This window comes from Paraburkholderia sp. C35 (assembly GCF_003121405.1).
Taxonomy (GTDB): Bacteria; Pseudomonadota; Gammaproteobacteria; order Burkholderiales; family Burkholderiaceae; genus Paraburkholderia.
Window position 1 is genome coordinate 260,537 of the sequence record NZ_QBUY01000001.1, and the last position, 6,911, is coordinate 267,447.

Consider the following 6,911-nt stretch of genomic DNA (forward strand, 5'->3'; position numbering starts at 1 on the left):
ACACGCGCCGATTGACCGGTCAATACTGCGGTCAACCCTTCCACTCTGCCATTTCAGGTATGAACCCTTCAATCACCTCCGTAGAAGCCATTCTGGTCGACCTTCCGACCATTCGCGCGCATCAGTTGTCCATGGCGACGATGCAGCAACAAACCATGGTCATCATCCGTCTGCGTTCGAGCGATGGGATTGAGGGCATCGGCGAAGCCACGACCATCGGCGGTCTGTCCTACGGCGAAGAGTCGCCCGAAGGCATCAAGCTGACTATCGACACGTACCTTGCGCCAGCGTTGATCGGTCAGGACGCGACCAATATCAACGCGGCAATGCTCATGCTGAACAAGGTCGCTCGCGGCAACCGGTTCGCCAAGTCGGGAATCGAGACAGCTTTGCTCGACGCGCAAGGAAAGCGCATGGGCGTTCCTCTATCGACACTGCTCGGCGGCGCTGTGCGCAAAACGCTACCGGTACTGTGGACGCTTGCCAGCGGTGACACGAATCGCGATATCGAGGAAGCGGAAATGCTACTCGCCGAACGCCGGCACAACGTCTTCAAGCTGAAGATTGGTCGCCGTGCCGTGCGGGATGACGTGGCTCACGTGTCGAAAATCAAGGCAGCACTTGGGGATCGTGCGAAGGTGACGGTCGATGTCAACCAGGCGTGGAACGAAGTCGATGCAGTGCTGGGTATTGAAGCACTCGAGGCTGCGGGAATCGACCTCATCGAACAACCTACGCCTCGCGAGCAGCGCGGCGCGCTGGCCAGACTTGCAGCACGATTTGCGGTGCCCATCATGGCCGACGAAGGCGTCACCGGCCCGGAGGACGCACTCGACCTCGTTCGCGGAGCCTGCGCTGACGTGTTCGCGCTGAAGATTGCGAAATCCGGCGGTATCTACGGCATGCTGCGCACTGCAGCCATTGCCGACGCAGCGGGCGTGTTGCTCTACGGCGGGACGATGCTCGAAGGCAGTATCGGCTCGATTGCGTCGGCGCACGGTTTCAGCGCGCTGCCACAACTCGCGTGGGGCACTGAGCTCTTTGGCCCGCTGCTCCTCAAGGACGACGTGGTGACGGCCCGGCCGCAGTACCGTGATTTCGACCTGCATATGCCGCAAGGTCCAGGGCTTGGACTGCAGATCGACGAAGACAAGCTCGCGTTTTATCGTCGCGACAAGAAAGCCTGAACGCTCAACACCTGACATATCGACATGACACTCCTTCTCATATCAAGAGGGAGTGTCCTTTGGAGAGACCATGCTGTATCTCGTAAGAATGGATGTACATTTGCCGCACGACATGCCGACGTCACAAGCTGACGAACTTAAGGCCCGTGAAAAGGCCTACTCGCAGGACCTCCAGCAGACGGGAAAATGGCAGCAGCTGCATCGCATCGTTGGAGAGTACGCAAACTACAGCATCTTCGACGTTGACTCGCACGACGAGTTACACGGAATCTTGTCGGCCTTGCCCTTGTTCCCCTACATGACGATGCAGGTGACGCCGCTCGCTCGTCACCCGTCGTCGATTCGCTGAGAGCCCAGTCGGCTTTATGAGTCAGGATATGAACGCTACGACGGATTCAGTCGCATCGAAGAGCGCCTGGTCGGTATCGGCGGTGACAGCCGGATTGCTCGCCGTCATCATTTCCTATGCGGGCCCGCTGGCAATATTCTTTCAGGCAGCGCACACCGCTCACGTAGGTAACGACGTGGTGGCATCCTGGGTCTGGTCGATTTCAATAGGCGCCGCAGCGTCTGGAATAGCGCTCAGCTTTTGGCTCAAACAGCCCATCATTACGGCATGGTCCGCGCCGGGAACGGCGCTGCTCGTGACGCTCTTTCCAGGCATGCCCGTGAGCGACGCGATTGGCGCGTATATCGTAGCCGGCGTGTGTGTTCTCGCGCTCGGTGTATCGGGCCTTTTTGACAAGATCACAAAGCGCATTCCGCAAGGGATTGCCTGCGGAATGATGGCGGGCATTCTCTTCCAGTTCGGCACTAACGTGTTCAAATCGCTGGCCGTCAATCCGTGGCTCGCTTTCGGCATGCTGGGCAGCTATCTGGTGTTTCGTCGCTGGGCAGCACGCTATTGTTTTATTCTGGTGCTGGCGTTTGGCTGTCTGCTCGCGATAGCACTTGGCTTGACGCATCTCGACACCGTCAGCCTGCGATTGGCGCATCCCGTTTTCACGATGCCTACGTGGAATGTGCAGTCGACCATCAGTTTGGCCGTGCCTCTCGTCATCGTGAGTCTAACGGGACAGTTCTTGCCGGGTTTCGCAATATTGCGGGTTTCGGGTTACGAGACGCCGAGCCGTCCCGTCCTGGTTGGAACTGGCCTCGCGTCGATTCTGGTTGCTTTCACCGGCGGAATAACAATCGTCATTGCGGCAATTACAGCGGCGCTGTGCACTGGGCCGGACTCGCATCCTGATCCTCGCCGCCGATACATTGCCGGCATTGCCAATGGCCTCTTCTATCTGATTGGAGGAACATTCGCGGGCACAGTAGTCACGCTGTTTGCCGCGCTTCCCAACGCGTTCATTGCGGTTCTTGCCGGGCTCGCGTTGTTGGGAGCCATCGCTACCAATATCGTCGGCATCGTGCAGGATGAGGCTCATCGCGAAGCATCGTTTATCACCTTTATCGCGACTGCGTCGAGCATGAGCTTTCTAGGCTTGAGCTCTGCGTTCTGGGGCATCGTACTGGGAACCGCCGCGCATCTCGTGCTGCGGAAAAACGTTGCCTTGGCGTGAGAACGCCAGCGACTGCATTCACGCGCGCTGGTGGGTCAGAAATTGATGGATCTGCCCCACCACTGCCGCGCCCTCACCGACGGCTGCCGCGACCCGTTTAGTGGAACCCGCGCGAACATCACCGATTGCAAAGATGCCAGGCACGCTGGTCTGCAGGTTCAAGCGATATTGCAATGGATCCCGGCTCTCCTCAACATCCGGACCGGTGAGAATGAAGCCATGCCGGTCGAGATGGACGCCGCAATCGCTGAGCCATCCGGTGTTGGGATCGGCGCCTATGAACAGGAACACCCTGCAGATATCGAAAATGCGTTCCTCCTCGCTCCGTGAGTTGCGAACCCGCACGTGCGTCAAGCTATCTTCATCGCCGTGCAGCTCAACTATTTCCGAATGGGTATGCAACTCGATGTTCGGTGTCGCTTCAATCCGCCCGATCAGATAGCTGGACATGTTCGACGCCAGGCTGCCCTTGCGGATCAGAAGGTGCACCTTCGCAGCGTGACCGGCAAGATAGACAGCAGCTTGGCCGGCCGAATTGCCGCCGCCGACCAGCACGACTTCCTGCATCCGGCACAATCGGGCTTCCACGGGAGATGCCCAGTAGTACACGCCCTTGCCTTCGAATTGCTTGAGATTGGCCAGCGAAGGCCGGCGATAACGCGCCCCGCAGGCTAGTACCACGGTGCGCGCCTTGAGCCGGATCAGGCTGCCGCACATTTCCACCTGAAGCGGATCGCTGTCGCAATACAGGCGCCCGGCCGGTGCAGGGATGGCGATCTCGACGCCAAACTTTTCCGCTTGCACATAAGCACGGCCAGTGAGCGCGCCACCCGAGACCCCAGTGGGAAACCCGAGATAGTTTTCGATACGTGCGCTGGCGCCCGCCTGCCCGCCATAAGCGCGGGTTTCCAGCACCAGCACGGACAAGCCCTCCGACGCGGCGTATACCGCCGTCGCCAGACCAGCAGGACCCGCGCCGACGACGACCACATCCCAAAGCTTGTCTTCGCTTAACGGCCGTAGCAGGCCGATGTTGCGACCCAGTTCGACGATGCTCGGATTCTTGCTCACGCCGATAGCCGGACAAATCACCAGCGGCCAGTCTTCCCGAGCCGGCTGATAGTGCGCTACTACTTGTGCAGCCCGTTCGTCGTCGAGCGGATCCAGAACCGTATGCGGGTGAGCGTTGGCCGTCAAAAAACTCTGCAAGGTGTGGATGCGGCCGTGACCACGCGGGCCGATGATAACGGGGCCGCCGGAATTCCTCTCCAGCAGCGCCACACTGCGCAATATCAGCGCGCGGACGAGGCGCTCGCCAAGATCGGCGTGCGCGACGATCAGTGCGCGCAGCCTTTCGGATGACAGACGCACCACCGCCAGGTCGCCTATTGCGATTCCGTCGACCATTTCGGGACGCGCAGACAATTGCCCAATGTCACCGGAAAACTGGCCGTACCCTAAGGTGATGATGCGGGAGTCGTTGTCAAATCCATCGTGGCAATACAGGGCAAGACGCCCCTGGAGCAGAACCAGAATGCCATCCGTGGGTATGCCGGCGCGTAGCACCTGCGCGCCATCGGCAAAGTGCTGCTTCTCGCCGAAGCGGGCGACATGGCGCATGTCTAACTCGCTGAGCCGGGGATAAATCTGGTGGCGCCGCTTGTCAAGATCCGCCGTAGGCAGTGGCGGTTGTTCTTCATCCGACTCGCCAGGAAAATCCGCGCGCTCGCTGGTCATGACGACTCCATATCAGCCGTTCGATAGAAGGGTCTGCGTAGTGTATCCCGTGGAGTCTGACACATTTACTTCAGACGGATCGGCCAGCACCCCGTCGACGCCATCACCTCGGCAACCACCGTCGACAGGATGTCAGCCGACCGCCCGGACAAGCCAAAGCAGCCGACTGGCGTTCAGAAATCCTGCGCGGTAGGACGCAGCACGATTTCGTTGATGTCCACGTTTGCCGGTTCGTCGATGGCATACGCAATCGCTCGCGCCACGGAGTCGGAAGGAATGGCGAGCTTGTAGAACTCCTTGACGAAGTTGCTGCTTTCTTCGTGGCTGCTGCCCAGTTTCAGTTCGGACTCGACTGCGCCCGGCTCGATGGTCGTGGTGCGGATGGAACCACCGACTTCATGGCGCAAGCCTTCCGAGATCGCACGAACGGCGAACTTGGTACCGCTGTAAACCGTGCCGCCAGGGCTGACGACCTTGATGCCCGCGACCGAGGCAATGTTGATGAAGTGACCACTGCCCTGCTGCTGGAAGACAGGCAGCGCGGCAGCAATGCCGTACAGCACGCCCTTCACGTTGATGTCGATCATGCGGTCCCATTCGTCGACTTTGACCTCACTCATCGGAGCGATGGCCATCAGGCCGGCGTTGTTGACCAGCACGTCCAGGCGACCAAAGGTCTTCACGGCGACGTCGATCAGATTTTTCACCTGTGCTGCGTTGGTCACGTCGGTAGCGACAACTTCGACCTTGCCGCCGGCGGCGCGAATCTCGTCGGCCAGCGTGTTCATCATTTCCACCCGACGCGCACCCAGCACGACCGAAGCACCGCGCGCAGCCAGCATGCGCGCCGTGGCTGCACCCAGACCGCTGCTTGCACCCGTAATGACGACGACCTTGCCTGCGATATTGTTGCTCATGATTTTTCCTCGTGTAGCGAGATGAATGAGTACTGCATGAACACGAGTGTAAGAAGACCACCTGCACCGGTAAATGGAAATGTTACGATTAGACAATTCCTTTTTCTGGAATTGTCTAATCGTGCAAAATCGTCTCGAAATGCTGCGGATCTTCGTGGCTGCGGCAGAGTCGCAGAGCTTCAAGGAGGCAGCGGCGCAGCTTGCCATCTCGCCGCAGGCAGTCACGCGCGCGGTGCAGGATCTGGAGCGGCTGCACGGCGAAGTCCTGTTTCACCGCAATACGCGTGGAATCCAGGTCACGACTTACGGTGAAGCGCTGGCCGTCCGCGCGAAAGTCAGTGTTCGCGAGCTGGACGAGTTGTTCCTGCAGGCTCCTGCCCGGGAGGCGCAGGAACTGGAAGGTATCGTTCGCCTGACGGCACCCGTGATGCTAGGCCGCAGATGGTTGATGCCCACGCTCGACGATCTCGCCAGCACGTATCCGCTCTTGCGCTTCGATATGCATCTGAGCGACGCCCGTGTTGCGGTCGGCGACGACCGCATTGATATCGGCGTGCGTTTCGGCCCGCTGCATGACAACCGTTTCGTGGCCCGTCGCGTCGCGGCGCCGGCATTTCACGTTGTCGGTACTCCGGAACTCATCGCGCGCCACGGCAAGCCTGCCCGCATCGAACACCTGAACGACCTGCCAACGACGGCCTTGCGAGATGTGAGTGCCGGCAAAGCGTGGCCCTGGTACTTTGCAGGCGGCGCTCAAATCATCCCTGAGGCGCCGCGTTTTACCAGCAACGACGGCGACGCCGAATGCCAGGCGATCCTCGCGGGAATGGGCTTTGGCCAGATTCCTGCGTATCTCGCCGATCCGTATATCGCTACGGGGCAGCTGGTTCCGGTGCTGGAGAAGTTTATGCCGGAGCCGTGGGAGATCTACGTGTATCGTCCGCAGCGTGGTCCGGTTCCAACCCGGATTCGCCTGGTTTTCGATGCGTTCGTGGCAGCGTTGGAGCGGTATTCCTGATTGCTTGCGAATGACGTGCTGTGGAGTTCGACTACGAGGATTTGACGTGGTGCGCGCGCAAGGCAATCGCTGACGGCAATTGAATTTGCGGGATCGGATATGTGCGGGGTCGCGAGGTCCGCTAGAAGGCTGTTCGTTGTTGGTGAGATATGCGCGTTAGGAATGGCAGCAAAGAGCGACGAGCGCTCGTTGCGTCCGGGTGTGCTTTCAGAGTGGACCGGCCACTCGGATGACCGCCATATCGGTCCGGCTGTGGGATTAACTGGCCGCACTCCGTCCCATAACCAGGCACCCAATTGTCTCGGGTGCGCGTTTTGTTCGAAAAGCAATTTCGACCCGTTTCAGCCAGTCACACCTCCCGAGATCTGCCACTCGAGGATTCATTTCGATGATGAACATCCGCACTTGCCGGGCTTCCCAACGTTCGGTTTTGATCGGCGCATAGCTCTCAGAATTGTAGAAGGCAACCTATTGCAACCAT

6 protein-coding genes are annotated in these 6,911 nt (G+C 59.5%); 4 read left to right on the plus strand and 2 right to left on the minus strand.

The genetic code is table 11. From position 1 onward, the window contains the following. Nucleotides 1-59: 59 nt before the first annotated feature. The 3 genes from DK391_RS01180 (at nt 60) to DK391_RS01190 (ending at nt 2,758) form a co-directional block, all read left to right on the plus strand. Nucleotides 60-1,187, plus strand: coding sequence for a muconate/chloromuconate family cycloisomerase (locus DK391_RS01180; RefSeq protein ID WP_109476145.1), 1,128 nt, complete (start codon nt 60-62; stop codon nt 1,185-1,187). Nucleotides 1,188-1,257: 70 nt separating this feature from the next. Next, complete coding sequence (catC, locus tag DK391_RS01185) at nt 1,258-1,536, plus strand: muconolactone Delta-isomerase (protein WP_109476146.1); 279 nt, start codon at nt 1,258-1,260, stop codon at nt 1,534-1,536. Between the two features lie 28 nt (nt 1,537-1,564). Beyond that, nucleotides 1,565-2,758, plus strand: coding sequence for a benzoate/H(+) symporter BenE family transporter (locus tag DK391_RS01190; RefSeq protein ID WP_109476147.1), 1,194 nt, complete (start codon nt 1,565-1,567; stop codon nt 2,756-2,758). An 18-nt stretch (nt 2,759-2,776) separates the two neighbouring features. Here the strand turns inward: DK391_RS01190 and DK391_RS01195 are convergent, their stop codons facing one another. Beyond that, a complete protein-coding gene (locus DK391_RS01195) occupies nt 2,777-4,495 on the minus strand; it encodes a cyclic nucleotide-binding domain-containing thioredoxin-disulfide reductase (RefSeq protein ID WP_109476148.1) in 1,719 nt (572 codons plus the stop codon). 173 nt (nt 4,496-4,668) lie between these two features. Further along, nucleotides 4,669-5,412, minus strand: a complete 744-nt coding sequence (locus DK391_RS01200; RefSeq protein ID WP_109476149.1) for an SDR family oxidoreductase — start codon at nt 5,410-5,412, stop codon at nt 4,669-4,671. 73 nt (nt 5,413-5,485) lie between these two features. On the opposite strand from DK391_RS01200, the gene DK391_RS01205 reads away from it, so the two are divergent. Further along, nucleotides 5,486-6,430, plus strand: a complete 945-nt coding sequence (locus DK391_RS01205) for a LysR family transcriptional regulator (RefSeq protein WP_239482650.1) — start codon at nt 5,486-5,488, stop codon at nt 6,428-6,430. Nucleotides 6,431-6,911 lie beyond the last annotated feature (481 nt).

Bases quoted from the DNA above. Each gene is read 5' to 3' on its own strand.
- DK391_RS01200 (WP_109476149.1), bottom strand. From the start codon at position 5,412: ATGAGCAACAATATCGCAGGCAAGGTCGTCGTCATTACGGGTGCAAGC.
- DK391_RS01190 (WP_109476147.1), top strand. From the start codon at position 1,565: ATGAACGCTACGACGGATTCAGTCGCATCGAAGAGCGCCTGGTCGGTA.
- DK391_RS01205 (WP_239482650.1), top strand. From the start codon at position 5,486: ATGGAAATGTTACGATTAGACAATTCCTTTTTCTGGAATTGTCTAATC.
- DK391_RS01195 (WP_109476148.1), bottom strand. From the start codon at position 4,495: ATGACCAGCGAGCGCGCGGATTTTCCTGGCGAGTCGGATGAAGAACAA.
- DK391_RS01180 (WP_109476145.1), top strand. From the start codon at position 60: ATGAACCCTTCAATCACCTCCGTAGAAGCCATTCTGGTCGACCTTCCG.
- catC (WP_109476146.1), top strand. From the start codon at position 1,258: ATGCTGTATCTCGTAAGAATGGATGTACATTTGCCGCACGACATGCCG.